Source organism: Moorena sp. SIO4A1, from assembly GCF_010672065.1.
GTDB lineage: Bacteria > Cyanobacteriota > Cyanobacteriia > Cyanobacteriales > Coleofasciculaceae > Moorena.
Genome location: NZ_JAAHHX010000511.1, coordinates 1 through 1,748, shown reverse-complemented (window position 1 = coordinate 1,748; position 1,748 = coordinate 1). Strand labels below are relative to the sequence as shown.

The window sequence follows — 1,748 nt, the reverse complement described above, 5'->3', positions numbered from 1 at the left end:
CATACTGAATTGGTAATTTTGCCAAGGGGGATGGTTCTCCCTGAGTAAAAGCTCGATATAAGGTAGACAGTTCTTGGATAAATATTCCTATTGACCAAGCATCAGAAATGATGTGGTGCATTGTTATGGAAAATACATATTCTGTCCCATATAACTGCCATAAACGGCATCTGATTAATGGTGCTCTTTCCAGGTTAAAGGGCTTAGTTATTTCTTGTTGTATTTGTTGCTGGAGTACCGTTTCCCGTTCTTTAACTTCTATTTCCTGTAAGTCCACTATCTTGAGGTTTAAGGTGGCTTTCGGATCGATGACCTGTATTGGCGTGCCATTAACAGTTTGGAAACTGGTACGTAGAACTTCGTGGCGACGGACTATGTCTGATAATGCTTGTTCTAGGGCATTAAGGTTCAAGTTACCGCTGATGCGGAGCACTCCTGGCGAGTTGTAAGCAACAGTTGACCCTTCAAGTTGGTTGATGAACCAGAGTCTTTCTTGAGCAAAAGACAGCGGTAAGTTTTCATCTCTAGGGATAACCGAAATGGCTGGAAGATTTTGATGTTCTTCTTGTCTGACCTGTTTCAAATACGCCAAAATTTCTGCTTTGCGTTCTGCTATCTGCTGTGACAGTGCAGCTGTTAACACACCTTCAGGAGCTTGACAGCGTAATTTTTCTCCGTTAGATGAAACTTGAACATTTAGTTTACGCAGTTGAGAAAGGAACTTGACAATTGTTTGATTATTCATAATTCTATCTCCTCTATATTTGTTTCTGAATATTGTATATCTTGTCCCACCCAACTAAGAACTTCAATGTGTTCAACCAAACCAGCAATTGTCGGTTCTGCAAAGAAGTCAGACAGAGGTAGATCGACTTGGCAAAATTGTCGAATTCTGGAGATTAGCTGAGTAGCAAGTAAGGAATTGCCACCAATGTCAAAGAAATTATCATTAACACTGACTTGATTTACTTCTAACTCTAATATTGTTGCCCAAATGCCAGCTAACTTCTCTTCAATAGGAGTACTGGGGGGTATAAAAATTCTTTCTTGTACTAATATCTCAGGGGCAGGTAGATCTTTGCGGTTAACTTTGCCATTTGCAGTTAAAGGGAAGGCATCCATTAACACATAATCATTGGGGAGCATATACTGGGGTAATTTTCCTTGTAAATGCTCTTGTAGTTGTTGTGGAATAGACCGCTCGTCCTTTGAAGATTTACCGAACAACTGTTTGGTTTGAACTGGGTCAATCTTGCCTCCAAGAAAACTATAAATTAGATGTTGATTCGATTCCAACTCAAATAAATATCGTAGCTTGTCAAACTCAAGACCGCCAATTGGACAAAGTCCCATCTGGTAGTTTGGTGCTGTATTCATTAATAGTTGCCCCATGTGCCCTGCCTCAAGGAAACAGAAATTTTCAGCTAGTTCCCCATACATCGGAGTAATGGCACTAAGTTTGCTAATCAAAAAGAGGGAAAACGCAGACTCCTCAAAAATCGGTTGATTGCCACCGTAAATCCTGCTGTCAACATCGCTCCAAGGATTGAGAAATACTAAATTATGCTCCCGAGGACAATAGTAATAGATACCTCCTGACAATCCCGAAACCCGTTCTGGCTTAATTAATAAATATGTTTGTACAGGATAAAGATTTCCTGCAGAAGGGTAAAGATATTTGGGTAATGGAAAATCGTCCAGTTTCATTTGCAGCAGACAGCTTAAAAACTGGCTAAACTCCTCTAAAG

Annotated in this window: 2 protein-coding genes; both read right to left on the bottom strand. The window is 40.1% G+C overall.

Annotated elements, in window-relative coordinates; all coding sequences use genetic code 11:
- On the bottom strand, positions 1-745 hold a 745-nt coding region (locus F6K53_RS40045), incomplete at its 3' end, for a condensation domain-containing protein (protein ID WP_293085624.1).
- Positions 742-1,748 (bottom strand): SagB family peptide dehydrogenase (locus tag F6K53_RS40040; RefSeq protein WP_293085621.1); only part of this gene is annotated, 1,007 nt, incomplete at its 5' end. The genes F6K53_RS40040 and F6K53_RS40045, both read right to left, overlap by 4 nt.